This window comes from Mucilaginibacter sp. OK098 (assembly GCF_900142915.1).
Classification (GTDB): domain Bacteria; phylum Bacteroidota; class Bacteroidia; order Sphingobacteriales; family Sphingobacteriaceae; genus Mucilaginibacter.
Map to the genome: position 1 here is coordinate 386,673 of NZ_FRCM01000001.1, position 20,184 is coordinate 406,856.

General features: G+C 43.4%; 19 protein-coding genes. 12 read left to right on the forward strand and 7 right to left on the reverse strand.

What is annotated here, in order from left to right; all coding sequences use genetic code 11:
• Positions 1–6: 6 nt before the first annotated feature.
• Positions 7–1,128, forward strand: a complete 1,122-nt coding sequence (locus BUE31_RS01550; RefSeq protein ID WP_073399599.1) for a tyrosine-type recombinase/integrase — start codon at positions 7–9, stop codon at positions 1,126–1,128.
• On the opposite strand, the gene BUE31_RS01555 is transcribed toward BUE31_RS01550, so the two are convergent.
• Together BUE31_RS01555 and BUE31_RS01560 are read right to left on the reverse strand one after the other, a co-directional pair.
• Positions 1,122–1,508, reverse strand: coding sequence for a helix-turn-helix domain-containing protein (locus tag BUE31_RS01555; RefSeq protein WP_073399601.1), 387 nt, complete (start codon positions 1,506–1,508; stop codon positions 1,122–1,124). The genes BUE31_RS01550 and BUE31_RS01555 overlap by 7 nt on opposite strands.
• Before the next feature lie 94 nt (positions 1,509–1,602).
• Positions 1,603–2,628 carry a DUF4917 family protein gene (locus tag BUE31_RS01560; RefSeq protein ID WP_073399602.1) on the reverse strand — a complete coding sequence of 342 codons (1,026 nt, stop codon included), beginning with the start codon at positions 2,626–2,628 and terminating at the stop codon, positions 1,603–1,605.
• Positions 2,629–2,784: 156 nt separating this feature from the next.
• Here BUE31_RS01560 and BUE31_RS01565 point away from each other — a divergent pair, with 156 nt between their 5' ends.
• From BUE31_RS01565 to BUE31_RS01595, 7 genes are all read left to right on the forward strand, one after another.
• Positions 2,785–3,123, forward strand: a complete 339-nt coding sequence (locus BUE31_RS01565) for a hypothetical protein (RefSeq protein ID WP_073399604.1) — start codon at positions 2,785–2,787, stop codon at positions 3,121–3,123.
• A gap of 208 nt (positions 3,124–3,331) precedes the next feature.
• Positions 3,332–3,769 (forward strand): plasmid mobilization protein, encoded by a 438-nt coding sequence (locus tag BUE31_RS01570; protein ID WP_073399606.1) that lies wholly within the window; start codon positions 3,332–3,334, stop codon positions 3,767–3,769.
• Positions 3,724–5,001, forward strand: coding sequence for a relaxase/mobilization nuclease domain-containing protein (locus BUE31_RS01575; RefSeq protein ID WP_073399607.1), 1,278 nt, complete (start codon positions 3,724–3,726; stop codon positions 4,999–5,001). The genes BUE31_RS01570 and BUE31_RS01575 overlap by 46 nt, the downstream gene beginning before the upstream one ends.
• A 9-nt stretch (positions 5,002–5,010) precedes the next feature.
• Positions 5,011–7,011, forward strand: a complete 2,001-nt coding sequence (gene mobC, locus BUE31_RS01580) for a conjugal transfer protein MobC (protein WP_073399609.1) — start codon at positions 5,011–5,013, stop codon at positions 7,009–7,011.
• Positions 7,012–7,126: 115 nt separating this feature from the next.
• The gene (locus BUE31_RS01585) at positions 7,127–8,038 is read left to right on the forward strand and encodes a hypothetical protein (protein ID WP_073399611.1); all 912 of its coding nucleotides are present in this window, start codon (positions 7,127–7,129) and stop codon (positions 8,036–8,038) included.
• Positions 8,029–8,514 (forward strand): hypothetical protein, encoded by a 486-nt coding sequence (locus BUE31_RS01590; protein WP_073399613.1) that lies wholly within the window; start codon positions 8,029–8,031, stop codon positions 8,512–8,514. Before BUE31_RS01585 ends, BUE31_RS01590 begins: the two co-directional genes overlap by 10 nt.
• The gene (locus BUE31_RS01595) at positions 8,511–8,783 is read left to right on the forward strand and encodes a potassium channel family protein (RefSeq protein ID WP_234997765.1); all 273 of its coding nucleotides are present in this window, start codon (positions 8,511–8,513) and stop codon (positions 8,781–8,783) included. Before BUE31_RS01590 ends, BUE31_RS01595 begins: the two co-directional genes overlap by 4 nt.
• Before the next feature lie 108 nt (positions 8,784–8,891).
• On the opposite strand, the gene BUE31_RS01600 is transcribed toward BUE31_RS01595, so the two are convergent.
• Positions 8,892–9,164 carry a hypothetical protein gene (locus BUE31_RS01600; RefSeq protein ID WP_073399617.1) on the reverse strand — a complete coding sequence of 91 codons (273 nt, stop codon included), beginning with the start codon at positions 9,162–9,164 and terminating at the stop codon, positions 8,892–8,894.
• A 215-nt stretch (positions 9,165–9,379) separates the two neighbouring features.
• Between BUE31_RS01600 and BUE31_RS01605 the strand changes: the two genes are divergently transcribed.
• Together BUE31_RS01605 and BUE31_RS01610 are read left to right on the forward strand one after the other, a co-directional pair.
• Positions 9,380–10,549 carry a DNA cytosine methyltransferase gene (locus BUE31_RS01605; RefSeq protein WP_073399619.1) on the forward strand — a complete coding sequence of 390 codons (1,170 nt, stop codon included), beginning with the start codon at positions 9,380–9,382 and terminating at the stop codon, positions 10,547–10,549.
• Complete coding sequence (locus BUE31_RS01610) at positions 10,521–11,504, forward strand: HNH endonuclease (RefSeq protein ID WP_073399620.1); 984 nt, start codon at positions 10,521–10,523, stop codon at positions 11,502–11,504. Before BUE31_RS01605 ends, BUE31_RS01610 begins: the two co-directional genes overlap by 29 nt.
• A 13-nt stretch (positions 11,505–11,517) precedes the next feature.
• Here the strand turns inward: BUE31_RS01610 and BUE31_RS01615 are convergent, their stop codons facing one another.
• Complete coding sequence (locus BUE31_RS01615; RefSeq protein WP_073399622.1) at positions 11,518–11,757, reverse strand: hypothetical protein; 240 nt, start codon at positions 11,755–11,757, stop codon at positions 11,518–11,520.
• Positions 11,758–11,806: 49 nt separating this feature from the next.
• Here BUE31_RS01615 and BUE31_RS01620 point away from each other — a divergent pair, with 49 nt between their 5' ends.
• The gene (locus BUE31_RS01620; RefSeq protein ID WP_073399624.1) at positions 11,807–12,091 is read left to right on the forward strand and encodes a hypothetical protein; all 285 of its coding nucleotides are present in this window, start codon (positions 11,807–11,809) and stop codon (positions 12,089–12,091) included.
• A gap of 32 nt (positions 12,092–12,123) precedes the next feature.
• The gene (locus BUE31_RS01625; RefSeq protein ID WP_073399626.1) at positions 12,124–12,555 is read left to right on the forward strand and encodes a very short patch repair endonuclease; all 432 of its coding nucleotides are present in this window, start codon (positions 12,124–12,126) and stop codon (positions 12,553–12,555) included.
• Positions 12,556–12,585: 30 nt separating this feature from the next.
• Here BUE31_RS01625 and drmB read toward each other — a convergent pair whose 3' ends face one another.
• The 3 genes from drmB to BUE31_RS01640 are packed head-to-tail and all read right to left on the reverse strand — an operon-like array spanning position 12,586 to position 20,184.
• A complete protein-coding gene (drmB, locus tag BUE31_RS01630) occupies positions 12,586–14,658 on the reverse strand; it encodes a DUF1998 domain-containing protein (protein ID WP_073399628.1) in 2,073 nt (690 codons plus the stop codon).
• The gene (locus BUE31_RS01635) at positions 14,659–18,435 is read right to left on the reverse strand and encodes a helicase-related protein (RefSeq protein WP_073399630.1); all 3,777 of its coding nucleotides are present in this window, start codon (positions 18,433–18,435) and stop codon (positions 14,659–14,661) included.
• A 3-nt stretch (positions 18,436–18,438) separates the two neighbouring features.
• Positions 18,439–20,184, reverse strand: coding sequence for a nuclease-related domain-containing DEAD/DEAH box helicase (locus tag BUE31_RS01640; protein ID WP_073399632.1), 1,746 nt, complete (start codon positions 20,182–20,184; stop codon positions 18,439–18,441).

The window sequence follows — 20,184 nt, forward strand, 5'->3', positions numbered from 1 at the left end:
AATATTATGCCAAAAGTAACATTAAGAAGCAAGCCGATAACCAAGGGTAGGTCGACTTATTATTTAGATCATTATCCACCGCTGATCCATCCGAAAAACGGAAAGACGCAACGCCGGGAATATTTAAAACTATACACGTTTGATAGTCCAAAGACAGATGCGGATCGCCTGCACAACAGGGAAACCAAGAAATTACTGGAACACATCCGGGCAACCCGGCAGATCAATGTACAGAACCAGGAATTTGGCTTTTTATCCGATGAACAGAAGAACGGCAACTTTGTTGACTTTTACCGTTCCTTCGCCGTCAAGAAATCGGGTTCGAATTCGGATAACTGGTATATGTCCCTGCGTTACCTGATCAGTTTTTCATCTCATAGCTTGCGCTTTTCTGATCTGACAGAATGGTTTTGTGAGGATTATAAAGACTACCTGTTAAGCGGGCCGTCGATCAACCAGCGGGGTAAAAAGATCATCAGCAATACCGCGATGGCCTATTTTGCTAAATTCAGGAGCGTACTAAAAAAAGCCTATAAGCGCCAGTTACTCAAAACGGATTTGTATGAACTCGTAACACCGATCAAAGAGGAAGAAACTAACCGGGAGTTTTTAACCATCGAGGAATTTCAGAAACTGGCGGAAACGGAGGCACCGTCTGATCTGTTTAAACGGGCGGCTTTATTTTCAGGTCTTACCGGATTGCGTTTTTCTGATGTGACTGCGCTGAAGTGGAGTACAGCACGCGGAACTGAAGACAATTACTATCTGCAATTTAAACAGGAAAAAACCAATGGAGCGGAAGTATTGCCGATCTCTAACCAAGCCTATGAGTTTTTAGGTCAAAGGGGAGAACCGCAGCAAAAGATCTTTGCCGGATTGACTTATTCGCAGGTTCGGTGGTATCTGGCTAAATGGCTGGTCAAAGGAGGGATTGATAAGAATATTACATTCCATAGTTTCCGGCATACCTATGCAACTTTGCAGCTAGAGGCAGGCACGGATATTTATACCGTGTCCAAAATGCTCGGTCATAAGCATGTGAAGACCACGCAACGTTATACCAAGGTCGTTGATAGATTGAAAAAGGATACCACCAAAAGGATCATGCTTAAGCTGCCTAATCAATAACGATGTGCCCGCCGCTTTGTGGCGGGCATAAACTTACTTGAACTTAAAAACCGTTCAGCCTTAGCACGGATATCTTCGTTGGTTGTCTTACGGGAGCTTTTGATCCAACCGGTCAATTCCTGTTTGTCGAAGTACAGGCGGCGACCTGTTTTAAAGGCAGGTATCTCGCCCCTGCATACCTTGCTGTAAATGGTCGATTTGGTTAACCGTAGAAACACGGTGGCTTCGGTGATGTTCAGCATTTTCTCTTCTGCTTTGGTCGGTAGCCTCTCTTCGGTCAGCAATTGTTCTATCCTGGATACTGCTTCGATTAATTGTGCCATCGCAGCGGGTAGCGAATCAAATGTAATTGGTGTTATCTCATTTGCTGAATCTTCCATAGCCTGACTAAAATACAATAGTGATATATTATATCAGGATAAATTGACAAGTAGTTAATTATGATGGATTAATGCTCTGATAAGGCGTTGGGAATCAATGCCAAACGTTTGCGCTTTCCGCACTATAAAAATGAATGTCCAATGATTTTTTTCCTCTTCTGACCCTTTGCAGGTCTTCCCCTTTTTTTACTATGGCCAGGTTATCTGAACTATTGATATCGCCGTAAATACTAATAAATAATTTTTCGGTTTTTCCTTTTGAGATGAGATTAAGCACATGGCTATCATTATTGGCTAAAGAATGTCCATAAATAAATAGGCTACCACCAATGTGTGAGAAACTTCGCATACCCCTTGATAAGTAGTTACTGTGCATTATTTTATCTGTTTTTTCCAGACTGGAACCTTCAGAAACAAAAAGCGGAAAAAAGTCCTTATCGAGGGCATTGCGAATTTGTTCTATTAGTTTAACACCAGTATTGATCCAAGTGAATTTTTGAAGTTCTGCCCCAGCGTCGAAAATATGCAATGCACCATGCAAGTAAAAAATATTCTGTCCGTCCGTTTTTTCAATATCCCAGCTAACATATTCAGCTTTGCCATCGTCAGGTGTTCTAAAGCCGTCATCGGCGACAATCTCCCCGGTTTCCCGGAAATGCATTGTCGTCCAATATAACAATAGGTCATAATTTAAACTGTAGATGTTTGAAAAGTGGATCAGGAAGTTTTTAGCATGTGAATATTCATTTTCTGAGATCTCTGTGGGATTTTCAGGGTGACTGGAAGCGATCGCGTTAACTAAGACATTTTTTAGATCTTCCGCATCATGCTCTAATTCTTGGATAATAGTTTTTTCTTCAGGTCTGTAGATTTGGAGAATTTTTGCTGCCCCTTTCAACTGTTTCATCACGATCTCAAAATCTTTCGTGTTGAATTTTTTAAAGACCTCTTTGATATTAGGGTTGAGCTGGCTAAAATCTGCCTGATCAAATAAGGAATCATATCTGAATATATCACTCCGGCAAGCAATGCTGAAGCCATTCCCCAGAAGTAAATGCCGTTTCGAGGTTGCAGAAGAAATTTTGAGTGCTTCCGAAAAAGACAGGATAGGATGAGGCATAATTGGGATTAAAGTTACTCGAATGTACATAAAGATACTTTAGAAAATGGGTTTGTTATTCTCCGGTTCTGGGCGTACTTGGATTAAATTTTTTAGGCTACTTGTCATAGCCTGTTTTGTAATCTCTATTGCTTTGCTATTCTAAATTCAAATGATATGCAAACCACGGTTTTAAGTTTCTATAATGCAATCGCCGCAGCCCACGAACCCCGGGAATACACCTACCTGCGCGAAGCCATCCCATTCGGCAATTACGAAGTTACCCTTGATTTTATGATCTGGTCAAAAAAGCAGGTCGGGATCAATTGTTATTGTACCATCAAAGAAACAGGTTTGAAAGTAATTCTGCCGGTTTATCGGAATGAGGCCGAGGAGTACTTAGCAGGTAGCCAGGAAATGCGCTTTGTGGTGTTTGGTACAGAGCTTCGAGCAACCGTAGATCCAAGAGGCGAACAGGGCGTGATCCTCAAAGATGCCATAATAGTTAAGCGTTAACTATGGGCAGGTAAGGATTTTCGGGTATAAAAAGCAGGTAGGTTTACTGGCCGTTATGGAACGGCCGGGCAGGACCGTGCCGCCTGTTTTTTTGGCGGAGTGAAATGTACGTTTGTGATACAAACGGATTTCACCCTACGCTCCGAAGTCGCTGAGGGATTGACAAAAGCCTCCGAAGTCGGCTTTTGTTTAACAGTCATGTATCCTAATGGAAAATTCTGATAAAGCATCTAAAAAAATCACGCGCAGCGAATGGCTGCATATCCGCCTGACACCTGACGAACTGCAAAAGATCAGCGGCAATCACCAAAGAACTACCAGCCGGGAACTGAGCGCCTTTGCCCGCAAACGGTTGTTGGAAGAACCGTTGACCTATTATACGCGCAGCGCTTCCATGGATGAGGGCTTGCAGGAACTAGTGCAGCTGCGTAAAGAACTCAATGCCATCGGTAATAATCTGAACCAGCAAACAAAGAAGCTGAACAGCTTTACGGCGACACCTGGTTTAGGTGTAATGGTTGACAGCGTTAAACTATTACGGGAGCAGCTGGACGCGAAATTAAAAGAGATCAATAACAGTATCAATCACTTGGCTAAACAATGGTTGCAAGGATCAATAGCGGAAAAAGTATCAAAGGGGCACTAAACTATAATGAGCTGAAAGTGGGGCAGGGGAAAGCTACATTGATCATGGCCGTGAACTATCCGATAGATCGCGAGGTTTTGGATTACGACCAAAAGCTACTGGTATTAAAGCGGCAGGCTCAACTTAATGAACGCGTGGCCACCAACTGCGTTCACCTCTCGCTGAACTTTGAGACGAACGAAAAGATAGCGCCCGCCGTGATGGACAATATCGTGCGGGATTACATGGCGCAGATTGGTTTCGGCGAACAGCCTTTCCTTGTTTATAGTCACACTGACGCGGCACATCCGCATGTCCACATCGTCACTACCAACATTAAGCCGGACGGAAAGCGGATCAGTTTACACAATTTGGGTAAAGAAAAATCCGAACCGGCCAGGGAGGCGCTCGAACTCAAATACGGCCTCATCCGGGCACGCGGCCGGGGTGCTAAAGAACAGGTTCGACGGGAATTGGAGCAACTCAAACCGGGCGCGGTAATCCGGGCGACCTATGGCAAAACGGAAACCAAAAAGGCCATCACGCAGATCGTTACACTGGCTTTGCAAAAATATAATGTCACCAGCCTGCCGGAACTGAACGCGGTGCTAAACGAATTTAATGTTACCGCCGACCGTGGGCACGAACAATCCAATACTTACCGTAATGGCGGATTGCTTTACCGGATGGTCGATGAACAGGGCAGGCATATGGGTGTGCCGATCAAGGCCAGTAAGCTCTATAATTCGCCTACGCTGAAGAAACTGGAAAACCGCTTTGAGAAGAACAAAGAAAAGCGGCCGCTTTTAAAAAATAAACTCAAATTCCAGATCGATAAAGTATTCAGCCAATACCGGCAGATCACCAGGGAGACGCTGGTGAAAGAATTAGCCAGGCGGGATATTCGGCTTTTAATCCGGGAAAATAAGGATGGCATTATTTACGGCCTGACCTATATCGATCACCACAACCGGAGCGTGTTTAATGGTTCGGATCTGGGCAAAGCTTACGGCGCTAAAGCAATATTGGAGCGTTTGGCTCCGGTTGACCAGAAGATCAAAACCGCCTGGGAACTTAAACACCAAGCAGGCGGCAGTCTTCAGCGACCAGCGACCCCACATTTCTTAAGGGTTCCTGCCCCGTCCCAGTTCCTTAAATTACTCATCAGCAAAAATGAGCCGGACTTGGCACCCACTGTTTCCCGCAAAAAGAAGAAGAAAAAAGTCGAACAGGAACAATCTATGAACTTATAAAACAACGTTATGCAAACAGGAGAAGATATACAAGGATTGCGTAAGATCATTGATTTTACGCGTCTGATCAGCATTTTTATACTGGCGATACATTTTTACCTGTGCTGTTACCAGGCTTTCAGGCACTGGAACTGGACAGCGGACATTACCGACCGGATTGTCGGGAATATCGCGAAGACGGGCTTGTTTACCAATATGCTCCGGCCCAAGCTGGCAGCTTTATTATTCCTGGTTATCTCGTTAGTTGGGGTAAAGGGCAGGAAGGATGAAAAGATGGAAAAGAAAACCATCGCGGCGTACCTCATCACGGGTTTGCTGATTTACTTTATCAGTGTGCTTTGCTTTTACCTCAGAGCAGCCATCGATCTGATTGCTATCGCCTATATGGCATTGACGGGAATCGGTTACCTGCTGATCCTGACGGGCGGTACCTACCTCAGCCGTTTGATCAAAAATAGCCTGAATAACGATGTTTTCAATACCGAGCAGGAAACCTTCCCACAGGAGGAGCGCCTTTTGGAAAATGAATATTCCTTTAACCTGCCCGGGAAGTATAAACTAAAAGGGGAGGAGCGCAACTCCTGGGTTAATCTTGTGAACCCGCACCGTAGTTTGCTCCTGATCGGTTCCGCGGGTGCAGGTAAGACCTATTTTGTGATCCGGCCCATGATCGACCAGGCGATCCGTAAAGGTTCCAGTTTATTTATTTATGATTTCAAGTTTGACGACTTAACCAGGATCGCTTATAACAAGCTGCTGCAATATCAGGATAATTATAAAGTCAAACCCAAATTCTACGTGATCAATTTCGAGGATGCGAACCGGAGCCACCGCTGCAACCCCTTAGAACCGGCCGGGATGACGGATATTACCGACGCGACCGAAGCTTCACGGACGATCATGCTGGGTTTGAACCGGGACTGGGCGAAGAAACAAGGTGATTTCTTCGTGGAAAGCGCGATCAACTTTTTAACTGCGATCATCTGGTACCTGCGCAAATACCGCGACGGGAAATATTGTACGCTGCCGCATGTATTGGAACTCATGCAGGTGGACTATGATAGCTTGTTTTCAGTTTTGCAGGAAGAGGAAGAGATCAAAATGCTGATCAATCCCTTTGTATCGGCGTTACTGCGTAAAGCAGCACCCCAGCTGGAGGGACAGATCGGAAGTACGAAGATCGCGATGGCGCGCTTGTCTTCACCGCAGCTGTATTATGTTTTAAGCGGGAATGATTTTACGCTGGATATCAATGATCCGAAAAGCCCAAAGATCGTTTGCCTGGGTAACAACCCGCTGAAGATCCAATCCTTCGGACCGGTGGCTTCGCTGTTCGCCACCCGTGCACTCAAAGTCTGTAATCAAAAGAATAAGCTGAAGTCGGTTTTTATTTTTGATGAATACCCCACTTTAGCGGTGGATACCATACCGGCGATCAGTACCGGGCGCAGCAATTTAATGTCGGTGGTTTTGGGTATCCAGTCCGTCGAGCAATTAAAGGACAATTATGGTGCTGAAAAAGCCGCGGTGATCACCAGTATCGGCGGTAACCTGATCTGCGGCCAGCAGACCGGGGATGCGGCTAAAAAGCTATCGGAAACATTTGGCAAGATCATGCAGGAACGGGAGAGCAAGAGTATCAACGCGAGCGATATTTCGATCACCAAATCTAAACAGCTGGAATACGCGATACCGGCGTCGCGGATCGCCTCCTTGTCATCGGGTGAATTCGTGGGCTTTATGGCTGATAACCCGAATCAGCGTATCCCGCAAAAGATATTTCATTGCGAATTGCAGAATGACAGTGAGGCTATTGCAAAAGAAACGGCTGCATATAAAGACTTGCCGCGCATCCGGGAGGTTTCGGCCGAGGATATCCAGGAGAATTATTTAAAGATCAAAGCGGATATCCGTAACCTGATCGCCGATGAGTTACCGGAAGTGGACGAAGCAGAAGCTGATGACGAAGATGAAGGAAATGAAGAACGAGCTACTGCGGTAGCTATGTAAAATTCAAGCCCGATTAATGATACCTTGACTTTATAAGCTAAAACTTTTCAAGCGGAATTTAATCGCAAAGCTTTCAACCGGATAAACTATCTTTAACCTAACCAAACCCACAATTATGTCACTCAGAAATATTATAGAAAGAAACCGGAATGATATTGCATTCATTGTCGGCAATGGTATCAATAGATACCCTAATAATCCGGATGCCATTTCATGGGATCATCTTCTTCTTAAACTTTGGCAAAAATTTGCGCCTGATGCTTTCAAAGGGGACAGAGTTCCGAAGGGTATTACATTAACAGAATTTTATGACCTTTTGGATCTTTCTAATGCCCAGCTTGAGCCCACTCAGGTTTATGCTATCCAAAAAGAAGCTGCATCGATAATGAATGACTGGAATTTTCGCCCGCATCACCGGGAGTTTATTTTAAAAGCCATAGAGCTTAACGCACCTGTGCTAACGACGAATTTTGATATGATTTTGCCGGCCGCAGGCAACCTGGAGCAATACTATATGGCCAGTAAATCTTTTACTGACTTTTATCCGTGGACGACTTATTATGGTATAGAACAGCATGTGTCACCGACTGATGGTTTCGGTGTCTGGTATATTAACGGATTTGTAAAGTATTATCGCAGTATCAGATTAGGGTTGACACATTATATGGGATGTGTGGAACGTGCGCGTGAGTTTTTGCATAAGGGTGAAAATAATCCATTCAGTGGGAAAAATCAGCACGAATGGCGGGGATTTAACACCTGGCTCCATATTGTTTTTAATAAGAACCTTTGCATTTTCGGGCTATCGCTGGAAGAGAACGAAGTTTTTATACGTTGGTTGCTTATTGAGCGGGCACGATACTTTAAGAAATTTCCTGATCGGGCTAAAAAAGGTTGGTATGTAGCATCTGCATCTGCAAATCCTGACGATTCACTGGAAGGAAAAAAAATGTTTATGCGGAGTGTCGGGCTGGAATTTATAGAAACAGAGAATTATGACGAAATTTACGATACACCATGGAGATAAGAAAGCCTAAACCGTATCGCGAAAAACAAAAGGAATACCGTCGTATTGTGTTTCACAATGAAAAGCGGCCGGCGTTTGGTATTGAATGGGTAATTCGTGTTATACTGATTTACACGCCATGGTGGTTTTTTCCCGGAAACTGGATCAAGGCTGCAACAGACCGCCCCCACATTTTTGTGCGCCGCATACTTACTGATGTTTATGTAATCGCTAAAGTTGTAATTTCCTGGTGGCTTATTACAAATCAGTATGCTGACAACTGGTATGTGACATTAATACTCGTTTGGCTTGCGATAGAAACGATTTATGCTTTACTGGGTGGTGTTTTCCTCCGGGACGTTTGGAGTGAGCCGTTCAGTTATCAGCGAAACCTGATATTAATGCTGGTCAATTATGTAGAGATTTGTTGTGCTTTGCAGCAATCTATACTTTTAAAGAACATCTTATTAATAATGCAGGACGTTCTTTGTTTGTGATTAGTGACAGTTTGGTCGGTGCTGACAAAAATCTGACATCATCACAAGCTATTTATTTCAGCTTTGTTACCGCCGCGACGATAGGATACGGAGATATCAGCCCCAAAGATGAATCCATTCAGCATGTCATTATTTTGCAGATTATGCTTTCATTGTCTTTTATAGTAATGTTCATCGCCAATGTTTCAGGAAAATTAGGAATGGGCGCTCTTGCAGTTTCGCCGCCAAATGACGGTGAGGCCATTCCAACCCAAGACCCCGGTGATTAAGAATGACTTTAGTGGAAATTATTATTTAGTATTTGCTAATATAATTAGTAATTTCGTGCGTGTTCTCCGGAGATACTGAAGATTATGATGAATAGAGATAATTGTATGTCAGGAGTTATTCCAGCTTTCGATATAATCTTCGAGATTGTCTGCTACGACCATAAGCTTATTCTTTGTTACCGGAATTTGAGCGGCAGATTCAGGGTGCTTGATATTACGTTGCAATTCTTTTAGGGCGACAACGTAAATTGTATCATCATCATCAAAATGCTGCGGATCTTCAGCGATGATATAAACGTTGTTTAGTTCTTTATCGTCCAAAGGGTTGATTATCTTACATATTTGGCCGGGACGGCTGGGTATGCTGATCTGTAATTCCATAATCAAATTTAACCATTTGAGGCTGGTTTTTCAGCAGACTATAAGTGACATGGGATAATATTGATATGTATTTTTAATGAGGTTATTATTGGAGATATGGTCGTCTCTGAATACTTCTCGTGTTGTTTCAATGAAATAATTGCATAAGTATTTTGGCTTGTTTTAGCCGATTATAATCTGATTTGTTTAGTTTTGATTTTGGGATAAAGAGGTTTATGAAACTTAAAATTATTGATTTGTTTGCAGGTGCGGGAGGTTTTACCCTTGGTTTTAAACAGTTTAAGTCCGGAGGTAAAGCAGTGTTTGATTCCGTATGGGCCAACGACTTTAATAAAGATGCGACAGATACCTATAATGCCAATTTTGGCGCACATTGTACGCATGGCGACATTGTCAGCATTCTGGAAGATCCGAAAACCGTTATTCCGCAGGCGGATGTGGTTATCGGCGGGCCTCCGTGCCAGGGATTCAGTTTGCTTAACAAAAATCGCGAACTTGATCCGAGGAAAGCTTTATGGCTGCCTTTTATGGATATTGTGGAACGGTCGGGAGCTTCTGTATTTATTATGGAGAATGTGCCCGAGTTGCTTACGTCAGACGAATTTAAGGAAATAGAAAGAGTTGCCAATGATCTTGGATTTACGATCAGGGCATCAAAACTGATCGCGGCTAATTACGGCGTTGCCCAGGTCAGGACAAGGGCATTTATCATGGGGTCAAAATTAGCTGACCCTGAGAATGTGTTCCCGCCTTTACGCACGCACCGCGATCCCCGGGATAAAAAGACACTGGATTTGAAATTATATAAACCGAATGCACAGCCATGGACAACCTTGAGGGAGGCTATCGGCGATCTTGCTCAGCCGGTCGGGACAGAGATCCGCGGTGAAAAAGGTGCGAATGCGCTGCATTTCGGCAGGAATCCGACACCGATGAGCATCGAACGTTATAAAGCGATACCGGAACAGGGAATGAACAGATTTGATCTGCTCCGTCTTGCCCCCGAGTTAACGCCGCAGTGCTGGATCAATAAAAAAAGCGGGGGGACGGATCTTTTCGGCAGATTATGGTGGGACAGGCCATCGGTAACGATACGGACAGAGTTCTTTAAACCAGAAAAAGGAAGATACCTGCATCCTGAACAGAACCGGCCTATCACGCATCGCGAAGCTGCAAGGATACAGGCTTTTCCGGATGATTTTGTTTTTAAGGGAAGTAAAACCGAAATTGCAAGGCAGATCGGTAATGCAGTGGCTGTCGGTATGGCAAAAACGATTGCCGCGACCGTATATCAACATTTTTTATTAACCCAACCGGAACAAATACCTGTCACCAGTAAAAGAACTAAAACAGCGAATGGCAAAAAAGAAACCGTCAGCCTTTGATCTCCTGAAAACCAAAGAGGAGTTAACTTCTTTGCTGGATAATTTTTCTGATCTTGTATCGTCAGGTACCGCCGACGTGCGGGCTCAGGTGCTGGAACTTATTCCTGCCTTCTATCTGCTAAGAAAACTGGGAACGAATATTCTTCCTGAAGGGGATAGCGTAGGTGCCAGGGAGCGTATACTGATCTATTTGCAGAAATATCCGGAAAAGATTATCAGCAGTGATGAACTGCTGGTTGTTTCGGGTATAACAGATTATCAGCGGCGCATCAGAGAACTCCGTTCGGAAATGGGCTGGCCGGTATTGAGCGGCAACACCATCAAGAGTATGCTGAAAGAAGGTGACTGGGATAATATGGTAGCAGATGTTTCTGCTATAAAACCTGCTCAGTACATTTTTCTTCAATCCGGTCAGGATAAAGAAGCGGCCTACCGCTGGAAACTGAGCAACGTGATTCGTCGAAAGAATATTTCCATCAAAGATAAATTACTGGAGTTCTTCAAAAATAATATAGGCCGCAGTATTACCGGTGAAGAATTAAGTTACCTGGCTAAAGATGCAACAGAGTGGGCGCGGAGGGTGCGGGAACTCAGGACGGAAGAAGGCTGGCCGGTTAAAACGAGGAACACGGGGCGGCCGGAATTGCCGGTTGGTGTATATGTTTTCGAAGAAGATAAACAGGCCGAGCAGCATGACCGTAAGATTGAAGACAGTACAAGAATTAAAGTACTGGAAAGGGATCATTTCAGCTGCCGTAAATGCGGCTGGAACCTCAATATGATCCGGCCGGAAGATCCGCGCCAGTTCCTCGAACTGCATCACTTGGAATACCACGCTCATAAAGGAGAAAATTCAGAGGAAAATCTGATCACTATTTGTAATGTGCACCACGATTATATTCATAAACACAAAATGAAGAAAGATCAGGTGCTGGAATGGGTGGAAGAAAAATAGAAACTGGTCATTTTTAAACTATACGATTTTCTTCCACCTGTTTTAAAAGTATTTCCAGGCCTTCGGCACGGCTCATGATATTTCCAAGTTCCTTTAAGGATTGTTCGTCATGATAAACGCCATTAGGGTCATTCCAGGCCAGCCATTCAATGATGTCTTTGCGATCCATTGCATTAACCAGTAAAAGCAGTGCTTCCTCTGATATTTCAATAAGCTGCTGATAGTTATATCCCGATTTTTTCCAGAAATCCATACTTAAAGATAAAGAAATTTCCTATATTTAAGTATAAAATCAGGTAATTATGATTTCAGAAATCAAAAATTTGAATGATGTGGAGCGTTTTATGAAGCAACTGGTTGCCGAGGGAACAAATGCGCATCCAGACGAAGATTTTAACAATTACATTCATATGGAATCCGGTGAACCGGCTTATACAACGGATGAAGCGGGACTGAGAAATGCTTTAATGGAGCAGGCCTTTGACGTGTGTGATCTGGCCGGTGTTGACGTTTATAACGTAATGCAGGAAATATTTCTTATAGAGACAGGGCTGGATAAATATATACCGTTGCCTTCGCAGGTGTAGTATTCTGGCACACAGGTTGCAGCTTAATTTTTATGGCAGACGTCCACTCCAAAGAAACAAGAAGTTATAATATGTCGCGGATACGAGGCAAGGACACCAAGCCGGAAATGCTCATTCGCAAATATTTATTTTCCCGTGGTTTCCGATTTCGGCTGCATGTTAAAGATCTTCCCGGTAAACCCGATATTGTTCTGCCAAAATATAAAACCGTCGTATTTATTCATGGCTGTTTTTGGCATGGCCATGAAGGATGCCGGTATTATACGATCCCTAAAACCAGAACGGAATGGTGGCTTAATAAGATTACAGGAAACACAGTTAATGACAGCAAGGCACTCACTGCGTTGACAAAAAAAGGCTGGAGAATAATAACAGTATGGGAGTGTGAGCTAAAAAAGCAGGTAATCGAAAATACAATGGTGGAGTTAGAACAGCTTATTATAAACAGCCACCCATTATCATAGTGATAACGGATGGTTTAAGTGACTACATGGTCAGTGATTGAACAAGCCGATTTCTTCCTGCGTAAGTGTCCCGACTATGGTTGCCCTGTCCAGATATTGATTCATTCGCTCACAACTCGTTTCGGGGAGTAGAACACACGAATAGCAGGCCGCCAGATTTAGGCCCATAAAGCCCTGCCCGCTGTCAGCTGATATACAAAGCGGATCTGATGAACACCAACGGGCTTTATCGACTCCTTTAATTATGATATCTCTCAGATTTTCGGGCAGGCCCTTTTCGACGAGGCCTCCCAGCGAGCCTTCGGCGTCCGATGTGGTTGTATATATGAGAATCGCATTCATTTCTTCATTTGTTCCGGTTTTCGTGTCATCACTGCAATAGATAATTTCTGCCAGTGATGAAAGGCTATATCCGCAATCTTCTGACAATTCTTTCAGCAAAATGTGTGAAAGTGTATGAAGAAACAGATAGCGCTTGCTGGTCATTTTTTTATTTTGACCGAAATCGGCGTTGGCCTGTCGCTGGTTGTTGTTAATTACATCCAGGCGCCTGTCGGGATATGCTTTTGTCCATTCATTCAGTAAAGTATCGCTGAACCTGATAAGTATTCCTTCTCCTTTAACTTCAAATGCTGGCAACTCTCTGGTGTGAACAGGATCTTTTCTTGAATCCTGAATTCGCTCAAATTCTTCCAGTTGCTTTCCTTGCAGGTTGTCGGCCAGGTCAGCAAAAACAAGTTCTTCGCCCATCAAAGGTTTAACTCTGGTAAATCCCCGATAAACTTTCAGTGCCGAAATCTTTTCAAGGAGAACTACTTCGGAAAGCATTGCTGAAGGCAAACCGCTATTATATGCTGCACCATTGATCGCTCTTTTTTTGAACCATACCTTTTCATCATCATTTATTTCGCCCGTAAAAGCTTTAAACTCCTGGAGCCGGAGCAATTCTGAGCGGTCAGCCGCACGTTCAGTCGGAGATTCCCCGAAGAAATTAGAAATGAATTGTACAACCATCGCAAGTGGATGTCCTAACCGAAGTAATCCATGGTTGGGGTTTCTATTCACCACTTTTAAAATATAAGTTTTCCACTCCTCGTTGATCATTGACGCGTATTCATCAGGCGCATCATCAATCCTTTCGGTCATAAGAGTTTGTATTTTTTGCTGTACTTCAGGCGGGCACTGCTGGTCATAAGTGGACTCAGGAAGTAATATTCCACTATAAACTATAGGAAATATAACATTTCCGGCACCTTTTTGAAGAGTCCTTGGGAATCGTCGTTTAGCAGTATCAGTTAATTCGTCTCCGTTCCAGATCGTGCTTTCATCCGGAACGGTCACCACTTCTGAGATAAAGGAGTTATCATTGTGCCAACCTTTCCATGGTTTAGGAAGAAAACCATTTACGTATTGAAGATAATTACCCTCGCTCGCTGTTCTTTCCGCAAAAATCTCCTGATCAAAAATTTTGCTCAGGTCCCTCACGGCAACGAAGGTATTGTCTTCCTTCCTGCTTTCAATCTGTATATCCGCCAGGCTGGCAGAACCACCCTTTGACTTATAGTAAAGTTTATTTCCCTTGTTACGTTCATCCGGCTTGTTTTTGTGAACATACCAGTCCCAGGGAAAGTCGTCAAGAAATCCTTCTTCCGTAGCTATAACAAATCTCATAGGAATGACTGCGGGCCCTTTGGAAGTCTGATGATTAAAGCATGCCGGACAATGGACCGGTTTCATTTCGGTATTATAACTTCTGCCTCTTGGCGTTGGCATCATGCCTGATGCCCTGTTGGTCAGGTGCATAAGGCCACACTGTGGACAGTAATTCATTCTGGGAAAACGGATAGCCCAGGTACTTAGTGCGCTGATACCATCCCTGGCAGGAGGTAGAATGAAAGCATCCACCTTAAATGCTTCTGCCAGTCTGGCGTCATTTACAGTGTTTCTGGAATTTGCCTGATTTTGTCCTGCCGGGTCCGGATTTCCCCAATCATTATACTGATGATCATGATTGAGCATAATCAATGATAACTGTGGAAAGTCAATCATTGAACCTGCCGGCCAGGTATGTATAACTTGAGATTGCCTGATATCGTAACTCATTTATTGATTTTTAATAGATACAGCAGAAGACACTTCAACATTTCTGAGGGTTTGCATAGTCGGTATGTGATCAGACAGAACACTTTCAACAAACTGGGCGGGGGCATTGTATACTGCAGTATGATGTTGCAGTGTTGGCATAAATCCACCTCCAAGCGGGTCCGGCTGAAGAAAATCCATATACTTTGCAAGTCGTCTGTTTCCCGGGAGATCTTCTGTTTTGCCGAGAAACTCCTCTTTAATCTCGTTGACAGTATGCGCGATTTCTGATCCCGCAGCCTGACCGTATATCCCGGTTCCCCGGTTAATAATATCAAGCATGATATCATCAATAAAAGCACGGAAATCGCTTCCTGAACCATCAAAGATACCGTCATTGCCATCCAGAAAGAGACTTTTGGTCAGCGCAATTAACACGGTAGGTAAAACCTTTTCCAGCGCCGGGCGTGAAAAAGGGGTTACCGAACTTGATTCTACATATGAATAATACGCCTGATGGAAGGCTTTAAATTTTTCATAATGAGATCTGTCTCTGTTTTTTGTCGGTGAAAGAAAAGTGAAAACGATACCTGGGCTTTCTCTTCCCACACGTGAACTAGCCTGAATATATTCCGCGGAAGTTTTTGGCTGCCCGTTGATAATCATGGTATTAAGCCTCGGTATGTCCATACCAACAGAAATCATATTGGTGGCAGGAGCGATCTGAATCGGTTCATCTTCTCCCGGCATAAGTCTTGCAACCAATGCCATCAGTTCACTGTAGTTTTTCTTGCTGTCATCTGTAAATTCCAGACCGATATCCTTAAAGAACTTTTCTGTCATTAATTCATCGTTCCAGCGCGAACCTTTTGCAGACCGTAGTGCCGGAAAACTACGAATACCGGATCTGTAAAGAAATTGAACAAGCGGATGAGTCTGATCTGCTCCCCCCGGGAGTGTGGTTTTTTCCAGCTTATCAAGGCCTGTGGTAATTTCATCAGATGTCATCACACTCGACAATTCACATAGCATATGCTGATCAAAAGGCCTGATAAACGTTTTGAACTCGTTTGCAAGTAATTTCCTGTAAGCGACGATATCATCAGTTAGAAAAGTCCTGAACCTACCAAGCTCCTTTAACGCATTGAAATATACAATTAGCGTATAGTAATTATCCAGGTCTTTATTTGATTCGGGAATGGCGGGAATTCTTTCCATAAGCACAGAAACAAGACGAATGAGAGCGGTACTGGTTGTAGTTCCTGATGGCATCAGGCCTACATAAAGTCTGTTTTTAGGATCATTCCCCTTGATTTTTTTTGCGTAGAAAGAATCGTCAGCATCAGTGCCTGGCGGGGGGAACTGCATAAATCCTTTTCGGCCGTAAAGGCGGAGGCACTGTTGTGCCGCATTTCTCACGGTTGCAGTTGCTCCGACTACTTTTGCAATATTTCCCCCGGCCTCACGACACATGCGATCGACCACTATTTCGTAAACACCGTAAATTGTTCCCAGCGCCGAACTGATAAGATGTAGTTCATCCTGAATAATAAGATCTGGTGAAGGGTAAATCCGCTGAATGTTTCCGTTTGTAAAAGCAGTATTAAAAAGATTAAAGCAAGTACTGTTCCAGGCTAACTGGACGAATTTATCTACAGTTGAAAATAATAGAGATGGTCTTTCTTCGTAAATGACCTCATCCACTTCGTATACGGGAAGCGTATAATCAGCTCTGGAGTTCAGTGTCGAACTACTCACATGAAAATGGCACAGGGTATTAGTACAGCCAATAAGATATGCCCCTGTTTCTAAGTTTCTGGAATTTTTCTTTCTGAAATACCCCCATCTGCCGGTGACGCTCCCGGCTAAGTTTTCTTTGACAAGCCGGTTTCCGCAGCAGGGACAGGAAAGAAGTGGCGGAGATGTTCGGTGAGTATCCGGTAAGCGGCCGCTATTAATCTGTGTGATAAAATTCCCGTAGTCACTCACTTGAGTCGTAATCTTGTTGGGTGTCATTGAACTACCCATCCAAATGCCATTTGAAATCCTTTTGGAACCATAATTTTCCGGCTCGTTTCTTCTAATCAGGTCACATGCGCAAATCATAATTGAAGCTCTTTCAAATTGTTGTTTGTTGAGCAAACGAAGGGTGTAACGCATGAGCACGGAAACGCCTGCGCCACTATCAGGATTCGTTTTTTTGAACTTCAATCTCCTATAAAAGATGGTGAAAGCAGTAAGGCCGAGGTAGGCTTCGGTTTTGCCGCCTCCGGTTGGAAACCATATCAGGTCGACAGTATCTCGGTCAGCCGATTGTATGTCTGTGATCCCTTCAATTTGTGATAAGAGAAAGGCCAGCTGGAAAGGTCGCCATCTCGCTAGGGTCCCTTTTCTTACCGTATCTGCATTTATATCCAGTACACCACTATTCCATAGTGACCCGGCAGTGGCATTAAATGGAATAAGGCGATAGTCGGGCATAGCGTCATCCAGCGCCGGTTTATTGTGTTGCACACGTTTCATTTCACGGCGATGTCTGCTGAAGTCAGCCATTACTCGTTGTATGAACATTGCGCGGTTAGCATCCTGAAAAGCTTTTTCTGCTTCAGGATCACTGAACAATAGTTTTATACCGTTGTTCATTCTTTCGGCAAGCGTTGAACATGACTTCAGATTAACCAGTGCCTGTGCACGTAATTCCTCCGGCAGAGCCGAATCATTACTAGTCATACTATACTGATTTTCAATCCAGCTTTGGTACAGCTTAACAAATTCTTCAAGTTCTGCCTTTATGATATCGCGGCTGTAGCTGGCCTCTTCTGATTTTCCGGCAAGCCTTTTAATATAAAGTACATTTCTTTCATGAAAAACCTCAGGGTTCAGGTCAACCCCATTTACTTTTTCCGCTGGCATTACTGCTGTTCGTACGCTTTTTACCGAACTATCATATTCATCCCATTCGACGGAAATACCATGACCCAGTGCCCATGTTTTGTAATTTCGGTACAAAAGCTTGAGATTAAGGTCTTCCTTACTTAGTAGTTTCAGATTAGTGAGATCTTCGAAACCTTCAAAACCCGCGGCATTATCAGCTGTTATTTCCGGTTGAAAAAGACAGTCCTCCGTTTTTTTCTGCTGTCGGAAATTTGGTGAATTTCGTTTATTTATTAGTGTAAAGGTTTTAATTTCAAGATCTGGTGTATGCCGGTAAGGTCTTGTAACCACAGAAAGCAAGGCTCTGTCACCCAGTGAGATCGTACTGATTTTTCCCTTTGAATCTGATTCTGTCGCTCCCTCGGTTATTCCATTTGTTATAATAATCTGCTGGCTGTGATGCTGATGTTTCCAAACGATTTTTTTTATAGCATGTCCGTTGGCTTCTGTTTTATCCGATTGCTTTTTTGTGTAGAATCCAAATTTGACATTAAGTGTCAGACTGGGGTTTTTCTTCGTGAGCACAGAAATTCCGGCAGCTGACGGTCTGAATTTTGTGGTGAGTTCAAGTTCATCGGGCTCAGAGAATCCATTGTTCTCCAGAGAGCTTCGCATTCTTTTTCCTGAGTCGCTTTCGGGAAGATCCTGTGCATCAAAACTTTCTTCTTTATCAACATCCGGTGCTGTTGTAAATTCAGGAAGATCATCGTCAAAATCTGGTGTCTGTTGTAACCTTGGATAAAGAATTCCCATGGTGTAAAAATCCAGCGGATTTTTGTCAAGTTCTTCTCCGAGTCCATATATCGGACCGGAAAGCAGATCGTTGACTTCACTGGCTATTTTTGCACGGATATCTGTTTTCATGTGTTATAAATTTGAATCCTCTCTGTCCTCAATAATTGTTTTAAACCTCCTGTCCAGAAAAAATATGCTTTGGGAGGTAGCCCTTGTATTTGCTATGTAGATCAGACTCATTTGAATATGATTATTAGTATCGTAGTTTTCCGGACCTGCGATCAGAATAAATTCATTTTCCAGACCTTTATAGGAATGGATGGTGCAGATATTAACCTTGCCGGCCATATGAAACGCGCACTCAGCAAAAGATCCCTTTCCGCTTTCCATCAATTGCGTAAGCTGCTTTTTTTCAGTACAGAGTATGGTGATATGTTCCTTTTTTATGCCCTCTTTTTCCAGTTTAAGGAGAAATTCATTGATTCGGTTGAACAGGTCTTGTCCGGGGTTGTAATATCTGATTTCGCTGTTCCATGTCTGGGATATTCTGAGACAAGCCATTTCGGGCAATCCGGTTTGTACTGCTGCTCTTTTAATTGTCGATCGTGTATTCCTGCAATTCAGCTGTAAAAGAGTAACGACCGATGGATATGCTTCTCTGAAATATTGATAATATTCTTCAGCGTCTTCATTATAAATATTCTGATATTGCTTATCCAGGAATACCGTCCAGTTACCTGATTCAAATCCCCCTTTAAGCAGTTTCCCTAATGCCTCCATTTGATATTCATTAAGAATATCCTGCCCCTCATCGATGATAAGGTAATCGTAACAGCCGGTCTTCGACGCTTTAAGATTTCTGTTAAAAAAGAGTGGAAGATCACGGGACCAGTAAACCTGATCGCCGGTCACGGGTGCGGACCTGCCATTAAGGTAGGTTTCGTCTTTAAGCAGTTCATGGAGGTTCCTGATTTCATAATTTTCGTTAATTCCACCTTCAGATGCTTTGCGGTTCAGATGGTCTGACAGATTTTTGTTAAAACAGACCAGCAGGGTTTTCTTTGATTGCATTACAGATCGTTTCAGCAGCTCAAGCGCCAGAATGGTTTTGCCAGTTCCCGGACCACCCATGATCAGGCCACCCTTGCCGGGATTATATTTTAAATTGTCAAGTACATACATCTGCATACCTGTTAGCCTGCCCAGCTCATGGTGGCCTTTAGCCAGTAAATCCGATATGGGTAAAGTAAAATGTAGTTCCTGCCTGAAATATTTACTGATCGTAGTCAGTTCCTTATAACTGATACCCGGTCGGTTTCTGAATTGTAAATGATTGGACCAGTAAGCTTTTATTTTCTTTATGTATTCCACCAATCCATCGGGAGATTTGTGATTATTGTAATCATACAGCAGTTGCGGGTCGAACTCCATCGCTCCTGAAGTAGATTTATGAAATTCATTTGGCCTGATGCAATCAGGAAATATAACACCAATGCCAAAAACAAGCCTTTCTGCCACGGAACGGGTATTGAAAAGTTTTGGCAGCAGAACGTCCCTTGTGCGGAAAAGTGAATTATAGGCCTGTTTAAACGGATTTCCCTTTTCAGTCGCCCCCATAACATACCATTCATTTTGCAGAGAATCGTATTTGATTTGCCCACCCTTTACCTCGAAAAAAAGAATGCAGTCTTTATCCAGATATACAAAGTCTATTTCTCCCTTTATTTTTTTGCTTCCGGTATCGGACAGGTCAAGCGAATGAAAAAAATAATGATCGCTGTTACTAAAATAGCCGCTGCTGTTTGCAGCCAGATAAATTTTCTTTTCTGCTTCTGAGTTGAATTCGTATCCGTTGAGTGTGGCTGGGCTGATCGGCAT